The sequence below is a fragment of the Xanthomonas sp. NCPPB 1067 genome, from assembly GCF_020783795.1.
GTDB lineage: Bacteria > Pseudomonadota > Gammaproteobacteria > Xanthomonadales > Xanthomonadaceae > Xanthomonas > Xanthomonas melonis.
In genome coordinates this window covers 47,188-65,882 of record NZ_JAJGQG010000023.1, presented here as the reverse complement: position 1 = coordinate 65,882, position 18,695 = coordinate 47,188, and the positions used below count along the sequence as shown (strand labels likewise).

At 65.6% G+C, this 18,695-nt stretch carries 9 protein-coding genes; all 9 read right to left on the bottom strand.

The genetic code is table 11. The features are described from left to right. Positions 1-72: 72 nt before the first annotated feature. Complete coding sequence (locus LL962_RS15920) at positions 73-2,451, bottom strand: methyl-accepting chemotaxis protein (protein ID WP_228317591.1); 2,379 nt, start codon at positions 2,449-2,451, stop codon at positions 73-75. An 82-nt stretch (positions 2,452-2,533) separates the two neighbouring features. Next, positions 2,534-2,917, bottom strand: coding sequence for a hypothetical protein (locus tag LL962_RS15915; RefSeq protein ID WP_228317590.1), 384 nt, complete (start codon positions 2,915-2,917; stop codon positions 2,534-2,536). 299 nt (positions 2,918-3,216) lie between these two features. Next, positions 3,217-3,699, bottom strand: coding sequence for a chemotaxis protein CheW (locus tag LL962_RS15910; RefSeq protein ID WP_104588589.1), 483 nt, complete (start codon positions 3,697-3,699; stop codon positions 3,217-3,219). Positions 3,700-3,821: 122 nt separating this feature from the next. Further along, positions 3,822-4,613, bottom strand: coding sequence for a flagellar brake protein (locus LL962_RS15905; RefSeq protein WP_228317589.1), 792 nt, complete (start codon positions 4,611-4,613; stop codon positions 3,822-3,824). Positions 4,614-4,904: 291 nt separating this feature from the next. Continuing rightward, positions 4,905-7,577, bottom strand: coding sequence for a methyl-accepting chemotaxis protein (locus tag LL962_RS15900; protein WP_228317588.1), 2,673 nt, complete (start codon positions 7,575-7,577; stop codon positions 4,905-4,907). A gap of 558 nt (positions 7,578-8,135) precedes the next feature. Then, entirely contained in the window at positions 8,136-10,361 is a 2,226-nt protein-coding gene (locus LL962_RS15895; RefSeq protein ID WP_228317587.1) for a methyl-accepting chemotaxis protein, read from the bottom strand. A 630-nt stretch (positions 10,362-10,991) separates the two neighbouring features. After that, positions 10,992-13,460 carry a methyl-accepting chemotaxis protein gene (locus LL962_RS15890; protein WP_104588593.1) on the bottom strand — a complete coding sequence of 823 codons (2,469 nt, stop codon included), beginning with the start codon at positions 13,458-13,460 and terminating at the stop codon, positions 10,992-10,994. Positions 13,461-13,567: 107 nt separating this feature from the next. Beyond that, positions 13,568-15,817: a methyl-accepting chemotaxis protein gene (locus LL962_RS15885; RefSeq protein WP_228317586.1), complete on the bottom strand. Its 2,250-nt coding sequence runs from the start codon at positions 15,815-15,817 to the stop codon at positions 13,568-13,570. A 354-nt stretch (positions 15,818-16,171) separates the two neighbouring features. Continuing rightward, entirely contained in the window at positions 16,172-18,421 is a 2,250-nt protein-coding gene (locus LL962_RS15880) for a methyl-accepting chemotaxis protein (protein ID WP_228317585.1), read from the bottom strand. Positions 18,422-18,695: the final 274 nt, after the last annotated feature.

Genomic DNA, 18,695 nt, shown 5'->3' with positions numbered 1-18,695 from the left:
ACTGCGGGGCAGGCGATGCCCAAATGCACAACGCCCCGGCAGTGCCGGGGCGTCGTGGACGACAGCGGTGACTCAGAACTCCTGCCAGTTTCCGTCGGCCAGGGCGGCCTGCGGCTTGGCCGGCCGCGAGGGCGCCGCCGCCGTGCGTGCCGCCGGCTTGGCAGCGGTCTTGACCGCCACCGGACGCGACCCCACCGGTCGCAACTGTGCGGACGCGGGGGCCGCAGCGGCTTCTTCCAGTTTGAACACCGAGACCGCCTCGGCCAGATGGCCGGCCTGTTCTTCCATCGAGCGGGCAGCGGCGGTTGCTTCCTCCACCAGCGCGGCGTTCTGCTGGGTGGTTTCGTCCATCTGGGCAATGGTCTGGTTGACCTGCTCGATACCGGCCGACTGCTCCTGCGAGGCGGCGGAGATCTCACCCATGATGTCGGTCACGCGCTGCACGCTGGCGACGATGTCGGCCATGGTGGCGCCGGCCTTGCGTACCAGCGCCGAGCCTTCGGCCACCTTGTGCACGGAATCGTCGATCAGGCCCTTGATCTCCTTGGCCGCGCCTGCCGAGCGTTGCGCCAGCGTACGGACTTCCGAGGCCACCACCGCGAAACCGCGGCCCTGTTCGCCGGCACGCGCTGCTTCCACCGCCGCGTTCAAGGCCAGGATGTTGGTCTGGAAGGCGATGCCGTCGATCACCGAAATGATGTCGGCGATCTTCTTGGACGAGGCTTCGATGCCGGACATGGTGGTGACCACCTGCGACACCACTTCGCCGCCTTGCGAGGCCACACCGGTCGCGCCGATGGCCAGCTGATTGGCCTGACGGGCGCTCTCGGCGTTCTGCTTGACGGTGGAGGTGAGTTCCTCCATCGAGGCAGCGGTTTCTTCCAGGTTGGCGGCCTGCTGTTCGGTGCGATGCGACAGATCGGTGTTGCCGGAGGCGATCTCGCCTGCCGCCGCATTGATCGCGGTGGACGAGGACTTGATGCGCCCGACGATGTCGGCCAGCTGCGCGGCGGTGGCGTTGGCGTCGTCGCGCATCTGCGCGAACACGCCGCTGAACTGGCCGTGCATGCGCACGGTCAGATCGCCACGCGACAGCGCCGACAACAGGCTGGAGATCTGCTCGATGCTGGCGGCATTGGCATCCAGCAAACCGTTGAGCTGCTGCGCCAGCTGCAGGAAGAAGCCCTGCTTGCCGTCGGTTTCCACGCGGCCGCTCATGTCGCCGCTGGCGGCGGCGCGCACGATGCGGGCCACTTCTTCTTCGACCTGCACTTCGATGGTGCGGTCGCGCCATTCGCAGACTTCGCCGGTGGTCTCGCCATGCTCGTTCTTGATGCCGGTGACCGTCTGTGCCAGCACGACCTCGCCGAAGCGTTCTTCGAAGCTGGTCACGCCGTCGCGTTCGAGTGCGGCAATGGCCTTGCGCACCGTGGTCTCGGACAGGCCCAGGTAGCCGATGTGCTGGCCGATGACCTTGCTCGCATCGAACTCGGGCGATGCCAGGCGGATGCTGCTTTCGTACTGCGCGACGATCTTCATGAACGCGTCGTTGGCGTAGATGATCACGCGCTCGGGATCGGTGATGAAGGTGCCGGTGGAGGACTTGTCCAGCGCGGTGCGGATGCGCAGGTTTTCATCGGCGATGGTGCGATCGCGTTCGATGCGTTCCTTCAGGTCGCGCTGCATGCGTTGCATGGAACGCATCAGTTCGCCCACTTCGTCCTGGCCCTGCACATTGATCTGGCCGTCCAGCTTGCCGCCAGCGATCTCGGTGGCGGTGCTCACCGCGCCGCGCATGTTGCGCACGATGGAGCGTGCGAACAGGAAGGCCAGGCCCAGGCCGCCGGCGATGCCGATCAGCAGCACCATCACCGTCAGCGAAACGGAGGTGGCATGGACCTTCTCGGCCTTGGTCTTGGCGGCCTGCGCGAGCAGATTGTCCTCGGCGATCAGCGCGGCCAGCGAATCCTTGGCCTTGTTGTGCAGCGTGCGGGTTTCGCCGACGAAGGTGTCGACGGCGTCGTCGGGGAGATTGAGCTCGATCATCTCGTCGACGCTGGCATAGGAGGCCGAGGCCTTCTTCCAGTCCGCCACGAACACGTCGAACAGTTTCTTCTGCTGCGGGGTCTCGATCAGGCGGGGGTAGCCCTTGATCGTGGCGTCGATTTCGCCATTGAGTTTGGTGGCGCGTGCCTTGGCTTCCTGCTTGACCGCATCGCTGGCGCGTACCAGGTTCTGGTAGGCCGCATTGCGGTACTCGCCGAGCATGCCGCGCAGGTCGCCTGCTTCGCGCACGCTGGACATGGTGTTGCCGGCCAGGTCGCTGGTGACGTTGTTGAGCGATGCCAGGCCCGAATACGCGATGATTCCCTGCACGAGCATCATCAGCAGCACGATGCCGAACGCCAGCATCAGCCGCGGCATCAGTTTCAGATTGTTGATCCATTGCATTGACACGATTCCCCCGTAGAAGTCAGTCCGCATAATCCAGACAGCACATCGCCACGCAGGGGCGTGGCGATGTGTGATGGGATTACTTGATGGTGGCGAGCTTCAGGCTGGCCGGGGAGCTGACTTCGATTTCGGCACGCGAGCTGTCGCGCTGGATCTTGCCGAGAACGCAGACGTCCTTGCCTTCCAGGGTTTCCGGGGCAAAGCTGAACTTGCCGCGGTTGGCGCCGTCGATGCGGGCCGAGAAGGTGTGACGCGGGAACATGCCGCCCATGTACAGGAAGGTTGGTTCGCCCTCCGAGCTCTGCGCGTACTTGGCCTTTTCGACCTTGCCGCAGACCATGCCGTCCTTGCCGACGAAACGGGTTGCCATCTCCGGCGGAATCATTTCCTGCGACTGAGCCGACAGGGTGGGGGCAACGACGACCAGGGCAGCGACGGGGAGGAACGAGAGCAGGAACTTCATTGGGATTCTCCAGAATCGAAAGTCGAACGGTGACCCGTTTATGCACACGGGCTTCCATTCAGCTATCGGCTACCTGGCGTTCAACTTGAATCCAGAAAAAGTGATTCTCATCTCACTTCGAATCAGTGGTTCATCAAGTGTCGGGAGCTTCCCGACAGCGGATGGTCGCGGGTGACGATCGCCATAAACGCAGCGGCCGCCAGATGGCGGCCTGCATTGGGCGCGGCGAAATGCCGATGCATCTCGCCTTACGTCCTGCCACTAACCGGCGGCGGCCGTGACTCCGCCGCCGAGCTGGATCAGGCAGCTTCCTCGGTCAGCTGCTGGCCCAGTTCGGTGCTGTCGAGCAGGGTCTCGATATCCAGCAGAATCAGCATGCGATCGTCCTGGGTGCCGATGCCGGAGATGAAGCGGGTGTCCACCGACGCGCCGAACTCGGGCGTCGGGCGGATCTGGTCGTCGTTGAGCGGAATCACGTCGGACACGCTGTCCACCACGATGCCGACGACGCGGTCTTCCACGTTGAGCACGATCATCACGGTGAAGGCGTCGTAGCGCGCTTCCTTCAGGCGCAGCTTCAGGCGCAGGTCGATCACCGGCACGATGGTGCCACGCAGGTTGATCACACCCTTGATGTAATCGGGTGCGTCGGGCAGGCGGGTCACCGAATCGTAGCCACGGATTTCCTGCACTTTCAGGATGTCCACGCCGTAATGCTCTTCGCCCAGGGCGAAGCTGAGGAATTCACCACCGGTGCCGGTGGTCGTGCTTTTGTCGTTCATGGAAACTCCGGGCGTTGCGGCTGAGTGACAGGTAGCGGCAGAAGAGTGAATGAGGTTGCCCTAGCAACATCGGCGCGCCGCCCGGCAACTTTAGGCAGGCGCCGCCCGTGGTGCGGGCGGATTCAGAACACGCCGCTCTTACGCGCATTGCGCTGGCGGTCGACGCGGAAGATGTAGCGCTGGATGCTTTCGTCGGCCCCGCGCGGCAGATCGCTGAACTGCATGCCCACCCGGAATCCCTCGCTGCCGTTGGGCAGGGTCTGCTTGTGCTGGCTGCAGACGGTGAGCGGCAGCGCGATGGGGGCGGCGTCTGGCAGTTGCAGCGTGCAATCGCGGTAGGTGCGTTGCGGTTCCAGCAATGGCATGCCGGCGGTCAACGAGACCGCCAGGCCACCGCTGCTGATGTCGATCACGCGCAGCTGCAGATTGAGGTTGCCGCCCTGCGCTTCGTCCTGGCGGATGGTGCAGACCGGCGAATCGGTGATCGGCGTTTCCAGCCGATACGACTCGCGCCGTTGCATGTGGTACATCGCCTCGGGCAGCTCGGCGTGGAAGGCGACATGGACGTCGCGTTCGATACGCACGGCCTTCTCCAGGCGAAAGCGGACATTGACCCGTTCCAGCTGGGCATAGCACAGCAGGTACTTGGCGTCCTCGATGGCGCGATTGGAGGTCTCGTTGTGGCTGCCGTCCAGGATCAGGCAGTCGTCGTCTTCGTCCACGTCCAGGACGGCGGTGGGCACGGCCATGTCGCGGCCGGCGACATGCATGGTCACCACGGCGCGCTGGTCCCGCAGTTGGCGCAGCAGGCCGCGGATCTGCCGCTTGTTGCGCAGCAGATAACGCTCGTCACCTTCGGGCAGGTGATCGGCATCGTGGTCCAGCTGTGACTCTGAGGTATCGCCTTGGGACATGAGCACGAGCACTGATGGAAAACGGGATGACGCCGCCGGGCATGCGCTGGCGTCGCCTTGATATCGGCTGCCGCAGCGAATCTTTAAGGTCTGCGACTGCCCTGGGGTGGTCGCGGCGGGCGTTGCACGTACGCGATAGGCTGCGCTGCCGGATGTTGGTCGCCAATGCAGGCGTGCGCCATGGCACCAGACGGCCCTGCGGGTGTCGCCCGATCCGGGCCGGGCGACGCCGCAACAGGTTGGCACCGTTTCGCTGCCGACGCGCAGCGGGCGCGCCGGCAGCCGAGCGCTTTACCGATAGGCGTGGCGCGCGTCGGCCAGCAGCGCGCTCAGGCGGTCCTCCTGTTCGAGGCGGAACACCGCCACCGCATCCACCAGCTGGGTGGCCTGGTCTTCCATCGCGCGGGCGGCGGCGGTGGCTTCTTCCACCAGGGCGGCGTTCTGCTGGGTGGTCTCGTCCATCTGGGTGACGGTCTGGTTGACCTGGGTGATGCCGGCAGCCTGCTCGCGCGAGGCGCTGGTGATCTCGCCCATGATGTCGGTGACGCGCTGCACAGAGCCGACCACCTGCTGCATGGTGGTGCCGGCTTCGGCCGCCAGCGCCGCGCCGTTGCCGATGCGGGCCACCGAGTCCTCGATCAGGTGCTTGATCTCCTTGGCTGCGCCGGCCGAGCGCTGGGCCAGCGTGCGCACCTCGGAGGCGACCACGGCGAAGCCGCGGCCCTGTTCGCCCGCACGTGCCGCTTCCACCGCCGCATTCAAGGCCAGGATGTTGGTCTGGAAGGCGATGCCGTCGATGACGGAGATGATCTCGGCAATCTTCTTGGATGCGTGATCGATGTCGGCCATGGTGGTGACCACGCGGCCGACCACATCGCCGCCCTTGGCCGCGACGTCGGCCGCATCCAGCACCAGGCGGTTGGCCTGGTCGGCGTTGTCGGCGTTCTGCTTGACGGTGGCGGTCAGCTCTTCCATCGAGGCGGCGGTTTCTTCCAGCGCTGCGGCCTGCTGTTCGGTGCGACGCGACAGATCGCCATTGCCGGTGGCGATCTCGGTGGCGGCCGAATTGATCGCCAGCGAAGAGTCCTTGATCCGGCGCACGATGCCGGCCAGCTGGTCGGCGGTGGCATTGGCGTCGTCACGGATGGTGGCGAACACGCCCTGCAGGTCGCCGTCCATGCGCGCGGTCAGATCGCCTTGCGCCAGCGACGACAGCAGTGCCGACACGCGCGACAGACCATCGGCGTTGTTGTCCAGCAACACGTTGAGCTGCTGGGACAGTTGCAGCAGGAAGCCCTGCTTGCCGTCGGTACCGACGCGTCCGCTCAGGTCGCCGGCAGCGGCCGCCTGTACGATGCGTGCCACTTCCTGCTCCACCTGGACTTCCTGGGTACGGTCGGCCCATTCGACCACGAAGCCCAGGCGCTCGCCATCGGCGCCCAGCACCGGGCTGACCACCAGCCGCATGGTGCGGCCACCGACATGGATCTGCGCGATATGGGTGCCGGTGAGCTGGTCCAGCATGCGCGCCTGATGCTCGGGGTTGCGATGGAACTGGTCGATGCTGGCATTGATCAGGGCGTCGGCATCGAAGTGCGGCAGGTCGCGGCGCAGCTCGTCCTGCACGCTCTTGAGCATGCGCTGCAGCGGGCGGTTGACGTAGATGATGCGGCGCTCGGCATCGGCGATCATCACGTTGGTGCTGACATCGTCCAGTGCGGTTCGCACGCGCAGGGCTTCGCTGGCGATCAGGTGATCGCGCTCCAGGCGCGCGCGCAGGTCGTCGCGCATGGTGCGGGCATTGAGCAGCAGGCGGCCGAGTTCGTCGTGGCGGTCGATCTCGATGGGGTTGTCCAGGCGCCCGGCAGCGACATCGCCCAACACGCGCTCCACTGCCAGCAGCGGACGGGTGACCATCTTGCGTGCGGCGATGAACACCACCGCGACGCACAGCGCCAGCACCACCAGCGAGAACACCAGCATGCTGCCCATCAACGCGTCCAGCGGGTCGTCGATGGCGCTGCGCGGCTGCGTGCCGATCACCGCCCACTGCCACGGCGCATAGCGCTGGGCGGTGACCTCGAAGGCCTGGCCATTGCCCTTGGCATCGCGCAACTGCAGGTTGGCGCTGGGTTGCTTGCCGTCCAGCACCGATTGCAGCGCGGGCTGCTGATCGGCGGCGACCAGCGCCGACAGGGTGGCCGGGGTGCCGGGCGGTGCGGCGATGACCTGGCCATGGTGGTCGCCCGGCGCCATGTCGACGATGATGAAGTAACCGTCCTGGCCCAGCTTGGTCTCGCTGACCTGCGCCTTGAGCGCGGCCAGGCCCTGGGTGTAGTTGCGACCGACGAACAACGCGCCGATCACCTCGCCGCCCGCATTGCGCAGCGGCGCATAGTGGGTCATGTACTGCTCGCCGAACAACTGCGCCTGGCCGGTGAAGGCTTCGCCGCGCGAGAGCGCAGCGTACGCCTTGCCCTTGCGATCGAGCAGGGTGCCGATCACACGCTCGTTCTGCGGGTTGCGCAGCGAAGTGGTGATGCGGACGAAGTCGCCGCCGGTGCGCGCGAAAATGGTCGCAACGCCGCCGGTGGCCTGCGCGAAGCGATCCACCGCGTCGAAGTTGAGATTCAGCGCCTGGGTGCCGGCACGCAACGAGGGGGTGTCCTGCGCGCCGATGGTGACGGTGCTGGCAGGATCCAGTTCGCGCGCGCCGCGCGGCAGCATGTCGTCGAAGACGCTGCCAAGGCGCTGGGTGCCTTCGGTCAGGGTCACGTCGTACATCGCCACCGATTGCTGCATCAGCCGGGTGCTGGAGCGCAATTCGGCCTTGACCTGCGATTCGATGTCGCGCGCCGATTGCCGGTAGATGGTCATGGCCAGCAGGCCTAGCGACACCGCGATGACCAGGGTGAGCAGGACGGAGAGCCGGGTACCAACGGAAAGTCGGTTGAAGAAATGCATGGGGTCGACCTTGCCCTGGGGTGGGCGTTACGAATGCGTGAGAGCGATAACGGCCGGTTATGCGCGAAATTGATCTTTTCTATCGAAACCTGCACAAATCTGAGAGCTTCGTTCATTGGAAGCGCTTCCAGTTCCGGCTATCGCTCTACTGTTGAGAGCGCATCCAGCGTGCATGGACCATTGCTGCAGTCCGCTGAGGGATTGATCGCCGTGCATGCGGCAGCCAAAGCGCTGGCATTCGTCGTGTCATCGCATGCACTGCGCACTGCCGGCGATCGGACATTCCGCGCCGTGGCACGCATCCGACGGAGAAGCGGACTCGACATGGCTTGCGAGACCGGCTCGCGCCTGCGCGGCCAGCGAGGGTTGGCGCTCAGCGCATGGAGGATAGGGGGATGTCGCCGGTGCCAGGCCGCGGCAACCTCCTGCGCTGCGTCCGTTCCGGGCGATCGACGATCCACGTCGTCGCCCTGCAATCAGGTATTGCTGCCAGGTGGGGCAGATGTAGCGACTGCGCCGGCATGTCGCCGGCGCAGCGTCGCAGCCTGCAACTGCCGCTCAGAACTCCTGCCAGTCCCCGGCTGCGACGGCGGTCGATGCCGGCAGCGGGATCGCGGCGCCGCCGTGGCGTGGCGCGGCGAGGGTGCGCGTGACCGGGCGGGCGGCAGTGGCCAGGCGCGGCCCACCCCGCGCAGCCACCTTGAACACGGCCACCGCCTGGGTGAGTTGTTGTGCCTGCTCTTCCATCGCGCGGGCGGCGGCCGTGGCTTCTTCCACCAGGGCGGCGTTCTGCTGGGTGGTTTCATCCATCTGGGTGACCGTCTGGTTGACCTGCTCGATGCCGGCGTACTGTTCCTGCGATGCGGAAGAGATCTCGCCCATGATGTTGGTCACGCGCTGCACGCTGGCGACGATCTCGGCCATGGTGGTGCCGGCCTGATCGACCAGCGTTGCGCCTTGCGCCACTTTTTCCACCGAATCGTCGATGAGATGCTTGATCTCCTTGGCGGCGCCGGCCGACCGCTGCGCCAGCGTACGGACTTCCGAGGCCACCACGGCAAACCCACGGCCCTGTTCGCCGGCACGCGCCGCTTCCACGGCCGCATTCAAGGCCAGGATATTGGTCTGGAAGGCGATGCCGTCGATGACGCCGATGATTTCGGCGATCTTCTTCGAAGAGGTCTGGATGTCGGACATGGTGGCGACCACATCGGCCACGACCGTGCCGCCCTGCGCTGCCACCGCGGCGGCGCCGACGGCGAGCTGGTTGGCCTGGCTGGCGTGTTCGGCGTTCTGCCTGACCGTGGAGGTGAGTTCTTCCATCGAGGCGGCGGTCTCTTCCAGGCTGGCGGCCTGTTGCTCGGTGCGCTGCGACAGATCCTGGTTGCCGGTGGCGATTTCGCTCGACGCCATGCCGATCGCCTCCGCGGCCTGCTGGATGCGGCCGACGATACCGGCCAGTTGTTCGGCAGTGGCATTGGCATCGTCGCGCATCTGCGCGAACACACCCTGATACTGACCGCTCATGCGCGCGGTGAGATCACCTGCGGCGATCGACTGCAGCAGGCTGGAGAGCGAAGCGAGATTGCCGTCTGCCGTCGCCATCAGGTGGTTGAGGCTTTCGACCATGATGCGGAAATCGAACTGGAACTGTTCGGCATTGCCGCGAGCGCTGAAATCGCCGCTGGCCGCGGCCTGCGCCAGGTGCTTGATCTCGGCGTTCATGCTCGACAGGTTGCGCTTGACCTGATCCATCGCCGCAGTGATGGCGGCTTTTTCGCCGGGCAGCTGCTGCATGTCCTCGCTCAGGTCGCCGATGGCATAACGCTCCACCAGGTGGATGGTCTGCATCTCGAGCTTGATGTGAGCGGCCACCAGTTCGTTGGTGTCGCGCGCCATGCGGCCGAAATCGCCGGGAAATGCGCTGGCGTCCATGCGGAAGCTGATCTGGCCCTCGTCATGGCGCCTGGCCATGTCCAGCTGCGCAGCGATCAGGTTGCGCACCTGTTCCTGCATGCGGTCCATGGCCTGCAACAGGCGGCCGGTTTCGTCGTTGCAGTGGGTGCTGACGTCGTTGTCCAGCTTGCCCTGGGCAATCGCTTCGGCAGCGCGGGTGGCGCGCGTCAACGGCAGCACCAGGCTGCGGGTGATCAGCCATGCCAGCAGGCTGCTGATCAGCACCACCGCCAGACCTCCGCCGATCAACATCGCGCGGCCGCGCGCCATGGCCGCGGTCGCGCCCTCATAGGCTTCGGTGGCGCGTCGGCGCTGCAGCGCCGAATACTCGGCCAGGGCGGCCTGCCAGCGTTCGGTCGCCGGTGCGGCCTGCTGCAACAGCAGCGTCAGCGCTTCGTCGGGCCTGGAGTTCAGCTCGAGATCGGCGACCTGCGCGTTGAGCCTGGCGGCGGCTTGGCTGGCCTGGTCGATCTTCTGCCGCAGCGCGGCCGCTTCCGGCGATGCGGAAAACACGTACAGCGTGCGCCGAGTGTCCTCGTAGGCGGCGAGCTTGTCCTTGATGATGCCGGCAAAGCGCAGGTTGTCTTGCTGCGAGGTGGGCAGCACGATGTTGCGCAACTGCACGGCAATGGCGGCGCTGGCGTTGGTCATGTCCTCCAGGTGCTGCATGATCGCGATATTGCGATTGACCACGGTGTCGATGCGTTCGCGCGCCTGGGCCACGGTGTACAGGCCGGCGACCACCAGCCCGCAGGACAGCAGGATCAGCGTGCCGAAGGCGAAGGTCAGGCGCTTGCCGACGTTGTACCGTTGTAGAAAAGCGATCATGTGGAGATCTCGAAAGCGAAGGACGGGAAGGGATTGCGTTGGCGTGTGCAGGTGCGCAGCCATGGCAGGCAGATCCCCGTCGCTCCATCGACGCAGCAGCATTGGCCGCTGGGCCGGACTGCAGGACGGGGGCTGCCTGCGTGATTGGGTAGCGGCGTTGTCGGCACGCGGCTGAACCCGCTTGGCCGGCTGCGTACGGGCGGCCGTCACCGAGGTGACGTTGGTGTGCATAAGCGCCACGCAAACACCCTCGCAGCGGCGATCGCCCTGGTGGCAGGTGCCGGCGATTTCATGCGCCATTCACGGGCGGCGGCGTGCGAGCGATCGGGCGGATGCCTGGTCGAGACGATGACAAGACAGAGCGCCGGCGAGAAGCGCTGGCGATCGTGCAGGCGCCTGGGCACAGCGCGATGTGCGGTGTCTGGCCGAAGGACTGGGATCACCGCGCCACGCTGTGGTCGGATGGCAAGCGCTACGTGGCGCGTTGCCTGGACCGGCGTGCCGGCAAGGCGGGACGATGTGTGCAGTGCCGGTCACGCGGCTACGCCGCAGGCGGCGGAGCCCATTGCCTACATCGATGATGCGGCGGCGCAGGCGGGGCGCGACAGGCGGCCCCGCGTCGAGTCCGGCTCAGGCAGCCAGGCGAGCGCGGGACGCGGTCCCGGCGCCGTGCAGTTGGAAGACCGCAACCGCATCGCGCAGTTGCTGCGCCTGTTCTTCCATCGCGCGGGCAGCGGCGGTGGCTTCTTCCACCAGCGCTGCATTCTGCTGGGTGGTCTGGTCCATCTGGGTGATGGTCTGGCCGACCTGCTCGATGCCTTGCGACTGCTGCTGCGATGCGTCGCTGATCTCGTGCATGATCGTGGTGACGCTCTGCACCGAGTCGACGATCTGCTGCATGGTGCGCCCGGTCTGGCCTACCAACTGGTTGCCGTGTTCGACCCGGTTCACCGAATCGTCGATCAGTTGCTTGATCTCCTTTGCCGCGCCGGCAGAGCGCTGCGCCAGCGTACGCACTTCCGATGCCACCACCGCGAAGCCGCGGCCCTGTTCGCCGGCGCGCGCCGCTTCCACCGCCGCATTCAAGGCCAGGATATTGGTCTGGAAAGCGATGCCATCGATGACGCCGATGATGTCGGCGATCTTGCGCGAGGCGGCCTGGATGCCGGCCATCGTGCCGACCACCTGGCCCACCATTTCGCCGCCCTGCGCGGCCACCGTAGCCGCATCGACCACCAGCTGGTTGGCGCGCCGCGCATGCTCGGCATTGTTGCGCACGGTGGAAGTGAGTTCCTCCATCGAGGCGGCGGTTTCCTCCAGGTTGGCGGCCTGCTGTTCGGTGCGCTGCGACAGATCCTGGTTGCCGGCGGCGATTTCGCTGGCGGCATCGTTGATGGCGTCGGTGGAGCGCTGGATACGTCCGACGATGTCGGCCAGCTGCGTGACCGTGGCATTGGCATCGTCGCGCATCCGCGCGAACACGCCATGGAAGTCTCCGTGCATGCGCACGTTCAGATCGCCGGCGGCGATCGCCTGCAACACCGTGGACAGCGCGCCCAGGTTGGCATCGGCGGTGGCCATCAGCTGGTTGAGGCCTTCGACCATCGCACGGAAATCGTATTCGAACCGCTGCGTATCGCCGCGTACACCGAAGTCGCCGTTGGCTGCGGCCTGCACGAGCAGCTTGATCTGGCTGTTCATCGCCGACAGGTTGGCCTTGACCGTGTCCATGGTGTCGGTGAGGACGGCCTTTTCGCCGGGCAGGCGCGGCATGTCCTGGCTCAGGTCGCCGACCGCGTAGCGCGACATGATCTGCGCCAGCTGCATCTTCACCGCGATATGCGAAGCGACCAGGGCGTTGGTGTCGTTCACCATGGTGGCGTAGGCGCCGGGGAAGCTGTCGGCCTGCATGCGATAGCTGATCTGGCCGGCGTCGTGCCGCTGCGCCATCTCGCTCTGCGCTGCCAGCACGCGCTGCAGCTGCAGCTGCATCTGGCGCATGTTGTCCAGCAGTTGCCCGGTTTCATCGCGGCAAGGTGCGACCACCTGGTCGGCGAGCTCGCCGTGGGCGATGTTCGCCGCCACCGCCGCAGCGCGACGCACATTGCGGGTCAGCCGCGCCAAGGTGTACCAGCCCAAGGCCACGATCAACGCGGCCAGCAGCGACAGCCCGGCGATCGCCTGCCACATCGCATCGCGTGCCTGCTCCAGATGCCGCTCGGATTGCCGCTGCAAGGCCTGCAGCGAGATGCGGCTTAGGTCCTGCATGGCCTGGCCGAGCGTGTCGAGTGCATCGTTCCACTGTGCGTCGGCTTGCGCGTCGCTGCCTTCCAGCGCAGCGCCGAGTGCGGCCAGGGCAGTGGTCGCGCGCGTGGTTTCGGCGCCGGCAGCTGCGGCCAGTGCGGGATCCGGTTGTTCCAGCAGGCTCATCGCCTTGTCGAGTTCGTGCCGGAAGCGTGCGTGACCACGCCGCAGTTGATTGAGCTGCTCGCGCAGCATGGCGCGGCTGTCGCCGGCCTGCGAGGGATCGCTGGCGGCATCCAGGCGGGTCAGCGACTCGGTGGCATCGGGGCTGTAGATCAGCGTGGCCACCACCAGGTGATAGCTTTCGATGTACGGCGTATAGACCAGCTGGCTGTCGTCGCGTAACGCATCCAGCGCGGCGAACGCTTGTTCGCTCACTCCGGCATAGTCCCTGGCGGCCGCATCCGCGACGTGGCGCTGCTGCAAGGCGAGCAATTGTTCCCGGCTGCGTTCGAAGCCGGGCAGGGCGGCGGTGGCGGCGAGCAGGCGCTGCAGATCGCGTTCGGCCCGCTGCGCCGCTGCGCTGGCAGCGCTGCCCGTGTCCACATGGGCCACGTGCAGATCGGTGATCAGGCCCAGCATCTGCTCGAGCGGCGCGTAGCTGCGCAGCTCGTTGCTGCTGATGGCGACGCTTTCGTTGAGCTTGCCGCTGTAGAGCACGACCGGAACGACCAGGCCGAGCAGGGCCAGCACCCCGATCGCGCCAAGTTTTGCGGCAATGGCCAGATCGTCCCAACGGCGGATCCAGCGGTGTGTGGGAACCGGCTGCGGCGATGACGTGGGTACGTTGGTCATGAAGGCGTCTCTTGGGCGTACGCAGGCTATCGGCCGATAGCTGTTATGCCTTGAGCCGGCCGGCATCGCTGCCGACCGGTACCGTTCAGCAAGTCGCGTCCGCTTGCCTAGAACTCCTGCCAGCTGGCGTCGCTGCCGGATGCGGCGACCGCCGGACGCGGCCTGGAGGCGGTGGTGCGACCTGCCGCCGCCAGCTGCGCCCTGAGTGCCGGGGTCACTGCCGGTTGCACCGAGGCGGCACGCACGACCGGCTGTGCGTGACCTGCGTCGGTCTTGAACACCGCCACCGCGTCGGTCAGCCCGGTGGCCTGTTCTTCCAGCGCCCGTGCGGCGGCGGTGGCTTCTTCCACCAAGGCGGCGTTCTGCTGGGTGGTCTCGTCCATCTGGGTCACGGTCTGGTTGACCTGTTCGATGCCGGCCGACTGCTCCTGCGAGGCAGCGGAGATCTCGCCCATGATGTCGGTGACGCGTTGCACGCTGGCCACGATCTCGCCCATGGTCTTGCCGGCGTCGTGCACCAGCACCGAGCCGTCGGCCACGCGTTGCACTGAGTCGTCGATCAGGCCCTTGATCTCCTTGGCGGCACCGGAAGACCGCTGCGCCAGGGTCCGCACCTCGCTGGCGACGACCGCGAAGCCACGGCCCTGTTCACCGGCGCGCGCCGCTTCCACGGCGGCATTCAAGGCCAGGATGTTGGTCTGGAAGGCGATGCCGTCGATGACCGAGATGATGTCGGCGATCTTCCTGGACGATGCTTCGATGCCACTCATGGTCTGCACGACCTTGCTGACGATCTCGCCGCCCTGCGAGGCGACACTGGCCGCGCCGATCGCCAGCTGGTTGGCCTGACGCGCGCTCTCGGCGTTCTGCTTGACGGTGGAGGTGAGTTCTTCCATCGAGGCGGCGGTTTCTTCCAGATTCGCTGCCTGTTGTTCGGTGCGCTGCGACAGGTCCTGGTTGCCGGCGGCGATCTCGCTGGCGGCGCCCTTGATCGACACGGCCGACTGTTTGATGCCATCGACGATCTGCGCCAGCTGGGCGGCGGTGGCGTTGGCGTCGTCGCGCATCTGTGCGAACACACCGCGGAACTCGCCGCTCATGCGGGCGGTGAGGTCGCCTGCGGCGATCGCCTGCAACAGGCCCGACAACGACTGCAGGTTGCCATCGGCGGTGGCCATCAAGGTGTTCAGGCTATCGACCATCACCTTGAAGTCGTACTGGAAACGGTCGGCATCGCCGCGGGCGCTGAAGTCGCCGTTGGCGGCGGACTGCGCCAGGTGCTTGATTTCGGTGTTCATCGCCGACAGGTTGGATTTGACCTGTGCCATGGTCTCGGTCAGCACGGCCTTTTCGCCCGGCAGCTTGTCCATGTCTTCGCTGAGATCGCCGATCGCATAGCGTCCCATGATCTGCGCCAGCTTCATCTTCACTGCGATATGCGAGGCCACCAGGTTGTTGGTGTCGCTGGCCATGCGGCCATACTCGCCAGGGAACGCCCCGGCGTCGATACGGAAGCTGATCTGGCCTTCGTCGTGGCGGCGGGCCATGTCGGTCTGCGCGGCCAGCAGATTGCGCAGCTGCGACTGCATCTTGTGCATGGCCTTGAGCAGGCGGCCGGTTTCGTCGTTGAACTGGGTTTCGACGTCGTTGTCCAGCCTGCCGCCCGCAATCGATTCGGCTGCGCGGGTGGCGCGGTTCAAGGGCAGGGTGAGGCTGCGGGTGATCAGCAGGCCCAGGACGCTGCTCAACAGCACCACCAGCAGCGTTCCACCGATCAGCAACTGGCGCGAGTCGGCCATCGACTTCAACGCCACGGCCGAGGCGGCCGCGGCCATCTCGTCCTGCAGATCGATGTTCTCGGCGATCTTGTCCTGCCAGACCTGGGTGGCCGGTGCGGCCTTGTTCAACATGAGCGGCAATGCTTCATCGCTGTGGCCGGTCATCACCAGATCGATGACCTTGTCGTTCAACACCTTCACTTCGGCTCGGCGCGCATCGATCTCCGCGCGCAGCACCTTGCCTTTCTCAGATGCAGGCATTGCATACAGCGCTTCGCGTGCCTTGTTGTAATCGGCGCGCGCGGCCTGGATATGCGCAATGAACTCGCGATTCTGTTCGTCAGTGGTGGGCAACACCACATTGCGCAGCTGGGTGCCAATGATGAAGTTGGCATTGATCATGTCGTTGGACAGGCGGATCTTGACCATATTCTGGTGCACGATGTCGTCGACCAAGGCCCGTGCCGAGGTCAGGCCGCGATAACCGATGAAGGCGATCAGGCCGGACAGCAGGATCAGCAAGGCGAATGCTGCCGCCAGGCGCGGGCCGACGTTGTAGCGTTGCAGGAATGCGGTCATGACAGGCCTCGATGAGACAGTGAAGGTGATGTCGCGGTCATGCCGATGTATGGCTGCCGCAACGCGTTGCTGATGCGGATAGCGGCGGCCCGATGGAATTACTTGATACCTCTATATGAAAATTGCATAGCTGGATGCGATGCAATAGGAAAATACAAGGAAATACTGCGGATGAAACTCGATTCGCGAGCGTTAATGGTTTATTGACGAACTCTGCCGTTTATGTATTTTGAAGGCGGCGCCATGATCGATTTGGCATGAGGGTTTATTGCAGAGTCCGTTCCATCCGATTGCTGAAATGAAAAGGCCGCGCTCCGGAGAGACGCGGCCTGGAAGGCAATCAACTGCGCCGGATCAGAATTCCGCCCAGTCCGACTCATTGGAGGTTGCCGTGGCCACAGCCGCGCGCGGCGCCGGCCGCGCGGCAGGCCGTGCGGCTGCGCTGGCGGGCGTCGCGGTTGCGGTGGCTGTCCGACGTACCACCGGGGTGGCGCGGGTGACCGCTTCCAGCTCGGCCGACAGCCGGAACAGCGCCACCGCTTCAGTGAGTTGCTGGGCCTGTTCTTCCATCGAGCGCGCCGCGGCCGTGGCTTCTTCCACCAATGCCGCATTCTGCTGGGTGGCTTCGTCCATGTGGGTGACGGTCTGGTTGACCTGCTCGATACCTGCAGACTGTTCCTGCGATGCGGCGGAGATCTCGCTCATGATGTCGGTCACGCGCTGCACCGAGGAGACGATCTCGCTCATGGTGCTGCCGGCCTGGTTCACCAGCGCCGAGCCTTCGGCCACCTTGCTCACCGAGTCGTCGATCAGGCCCTTGATCTCCTTGGCAGCACCCGCCGAGCGCTGTGCGAGCGTGCGCACTTCCGAGGCCACCACCGCGAAGCCGCGGCCCTGTTCGCCGGCACGCGCCGCTTCCACGGCCGCATTCAAGGCCAGGATATTGGTCTGGAAGGCGATGCCGTCGATGACGGAGATGATCTCGGCGATCTTCTTCGACGAGGTCTCGATACCGGACATGGTGGTGACCACCTGGCCGACCACTTCGCCGCCGTGCGAGGCCACGCCGGCGGCGCCGATCGCCAACTGGTTGGCCTGCCGCGCATGCTCGGCGTTCTGCTTGACGGTGGAGGTGAGTTCTTCCATCGAGGCAGCGGTTTCTTCCAGGTTGGCCGCCTGCTGTTCGGTACGCTGCGACAGATCCTGATTGCCGGCGGCGATTTCGCCAGCGGCGGTGTTGATGGCCAGCGTGGAGTGCTTGATGCGACCGACGATGTCGGTCAGGCGTTGCACGGTGGCATTGGCATCGTCGCGCAGGCGCGCGAACACGCCGTGGAACTGCCCGTCCATGCGCGCGGTGAGGTCGCCATCGGCCACCGCCGCGAGCAACTGCGACAGCTTGCCCAGGTTGCGGTCGCTGACGTCCATCATCGAATTCAGATCGGCCACCATCACCGCGAAGTCGTACTTGAAGCGCGCCGCATCGCCGCGGGCGCTGAAGTCGCCTGCCGCTGCGGCCTGCGCCAGTTGCTTGATCTCGGTATTGATCGCCAGCAGGCTGGCCTTGGCCGCGTCCATGGCTTCGTGGAGCACGGCGCGGCTACCGGGCAGGCGGCGCGCATCATGGCTCAGGTCGCCCTGGGCGTACTGGTTGAGGACGTTGACCGAATCGACGATGGCATCCAGATGTTCGAAGATCATCGTATTGATGCCGCTGGCCAGCGTGCCGTACACGCCAGGGAAGTCCTCGGGCATGCGGTGCGTGATGTCCTCGGCCGCATGCAGATGCGACATGCGCGCGGTCTCGTCGGAGAAGCGCCGCAGCATGCGGGTCATGCCGCCGGTGGCGTCGAGCATCTGGCCGATCTCGTCCTTGCTGGTGGTGCCGATCTGCACGCCGAGGTCGCCGCGCGACACGGCCTGGATGGCGGCCAGCGCCCTGGACAACGGCGTGGTGATGCTGCGTGCGATCAGCCAGCCGAAGGTCACCGCCAGGGCGGCCATCAGCAAGGTGCCGATCAGCAGCACGGCGCTGGTGGCCTTGAACGAGGCGCTGCTGGCGGCCACCATGCTGGCCAACGCGGCGGACTGTTCGGCGTACATCTTGTCGATGGTTTCGAACAACACCTTGCGGATGTCGCCGGACTGCTTGTTCGCACGCACGGCGGCCGCGTAGTCGGGGTCCTTGTAGAGCGCGCGCAGGGTCTTGTTGGCCTCGAAGTAGCTGGCGCTTTGCTGCGCGAGCTTGTCGTAGCCGGCCTTCAGGGGAGAGCCGGCGCCGATCTTGGCTTCCAGGGCCTTCTGCGTCTGCGCGTACTTGCCCTGGATCTCGTCCATGCGGGTCAGGAAGTAATCGTAGCGCTCGGGATTTTCGAGATTGACGAATTGTCCGGACTCATAGATGCGGAATTCGCCACCGAACGCGCGCAGTTCCGACAGACGGCTCAACACCGGCACGATGTCTTCGTTGATCAGCACCGTCTGCTGCTGCATCTGCTTCATGCGCGAGAAGCCCAACCCGCCGAGCAGGGCAGTGAGGACCGCACTCAGGCAGAACGCAAACATCAGTTTGCGGCGGATGGGCCAGTCGTTGAATTTGTTCATCTTTTTTACTCCGGGGTGTCGCATGGCAACGTCCTGCACGCTAACGGCCAGCAGCGGTGTTTCTTTACTTTTCAAGCGTCTGAACGCCGTTGCCGCAGGCGCCCCTGAGTTGGCGGTGTTTCGCAAGAGCATTGGCTGGCATGGCGTTCGACGAACCGGATCCCTGCGTTTTCCGAGCTGCTCCGTTCATCGGGCAGTGGGGCACCGTTGATGCCGGTTCGCCGAGCCCGCCCTGGCGGGCCGCGATGGCGATGCATGCGTCGATGGATGACAC

What these genes read in the sequence shown, in the direction of transcription:
- LL962_RS15920 (WP_228317591.1), bottom strand. Translation starts at nt 2,451, where the DNA reads ATGCAATGGATCAACAATCTGAAACTGATGCCGCGGCTGATGCTGGCG.
- LL962_RS15915 (WP_228317590.1), bottom strand. Translation starts at nt 2,917, where the DNA reads ATGAAGTTCCTGCTCTCGTTCCTCCCCGTCGCTGCCCTGGTCGTCGTT.
- LL962_RS15910 (WP_104588589.1), bottom strand. Translation starts at nt 3,699, where the DNA reads ATGAACGACAAAAGCACGACCACCGGCACCGGTGGTGAATTCCTCAGC.
- LL962_RS15905 (WP_228317589.1), bottom strand. Translation starts at nt 4,613, where the DNA reads ATGTCCCAAGGCGATACCTCAGAGTCACAGCTGGACCACGATGCCGAT.
- LL962_RS15900 (WP_228317588.1), bottom strand. Translation starts at nt 7,577, where the DNA reads ATGCATTTCTTCAACCGACTTTCCGTTGGTACCCGGCTCTCCGTCCTG.
- LL962_RS15895 (WP_228317587.1), bottom strand. Translation starts at nt 10,361, where the DNA reads ATGATCGCTTTTCTACAACGGTACAACGTCGGCAAGCGCCTGACCTTC.
- LL962_RS15890 (WP_104588593.1), bottom strand. Translation starts at nt 13,460, where the DNA reads ATGACCAACGTACCCACGTCATCGCCGCAGCCGGTTCCCACACACCGC.
- LL962_RS15885 (WP_228317586.1), bottom strand. Translation starts at nt 15,817, where the DNA reads ATGACCGCATTCCTGCAACGCTACAACGTCGGCCCGCGCCTGGCGGCA.
- LL962_RS15880 (WP_228317585.1), bottom strand. Translation starts at nt 18,421, where the DNA reads ATGAACAAATTCAACGACTGGCCCATCCGCCGCAAACTGATGTTTGCG.